Source organism: Rhodococcus sp. MH15 (genome assembly GCF_019266045.1).
Lineage (GTDB): Bacteria > Actinomycetota > Actinomycetes > Mycobacteriales > Mycobacteriaceae > Rhodococcus_F > Rhodococcus_F qingshengii.
Map to the genome: position 1 here is coordinate 1 of NZ_LPNP01000001.1, position 1006 is coordinate 1006.

A 1006-nucleotide genomic window follows, 5' to 3' on the forward strand; every position below is an offset into this window, starting at 1 on the left:
TGCGCTGTTCCACAAGGGCAAGCTCCTCGAACGACCCGTCGAGATCACCCCGGAACCGTCACCGGACACGCCGGTATCCGAGGTCGCCTGACACACCTTAATCCACAGAATTTGACGATTCCTCAGTCGCCGCGCGAAAGGGTCGATCATTCTTTCGGCCATCGGAGAGCAAGCTAAAATGCGGTCAACTATCCTCAATCTTTCATGAGAGGTCATGGCATGTCCGCAGTGAACGGGGCCATCGTGTTTTAAGTCTTGTTGCCCGTGACGTGGGCGGATAGGACGATGAGGAACATGGCTGGACGGAAGAGGAACTCCGCAGAGGACATCGCGCGCAAGTTGCGCCGAGCAGACGAGCTCACCGCGGCGGGGAAACCCAGGAAGAGATCGCCGGCGAACCCGAGGGGTGTCGGCAGCGCCGTACTGGCGTAAACAGTACGGCGGCATGGATACCGACGCAGCGCAAGAACTCAAGGAATTGCGGGGGCAGCAGGGCAAACTCAAACGACTCCTCGCCGACGCCGAACTGGAGAAGGACGCCCTGCGGGAGGTCGCAAAGGACGCTCCTATAGACGTCAAGGGGTCAGTGCGCGGCAGTCACGTCGGAGTGCGGTGGAGACTTCTCGGGCGAGGTAGCGCTTCTGGCAGCGGATAATTTCGGGCATCGATTTTCCCTCTGACGTGCGACGTTGCACGTAGGAGCGGGCGTTGTCGCTGTATCGGAGGCGGACGATGGCGCCGGTGTGAAGTGCTTGGTTGGCGCGTCGGTCGCCGCCACGATGCAGTCGGTGACGAGTGGTCTTTCCTGATGAAGCGGGAATCGGTGCTACTCCGCAGAGGTGAGCGAAGGATGATTCCGATTTCAAGCGGCCCGGATTGCGGAGAGGAATCGTCAAATTCTGTGGATTAAGGTGTGTCAGGCGACCTCGGATACCGGCGTGTCCGGTGACGGTTCCGGGGTGATCTCGACGGGTCGTTCGAGGAGCTTGCCCTTGTGGAACAGCGC

General features: G+C 60.3%; 1 protein-coding gene and 1 pseudogene. One reads left to right on the forward strand and one right to left on the reverse strand.

What is annotated here, in order from left to right; translation table 11 throughout:
- Positions 1–445 precede the first annotated feature (445 nt).
- Positions 446–655 carry a hypothetical protein gene (locus tag ATN37_RS00005; RefSeq protein ID WP_166503019.1) on the forward strand — a complete coding sequence of 70 codons (210 nt, stop codon included), beginning with the start codon at positions 446–448 and terminating at the stop codon, positions 653–655.
- Here ATN37_RS00005 and ATN37_RS00010 read toward each other — a convergent pair.
- Positions 576–878: pseudogene (locus tag ATN37_RS00010) on the reverse strand (transposase); the annotation flags it as partial. The gene ATN37_RS00005 and the pseudogene ATN37_RS00010 overlap by 80 nt on opposite strands.
- Positions 879–1006: the final 128 nt, after the last annotated feature.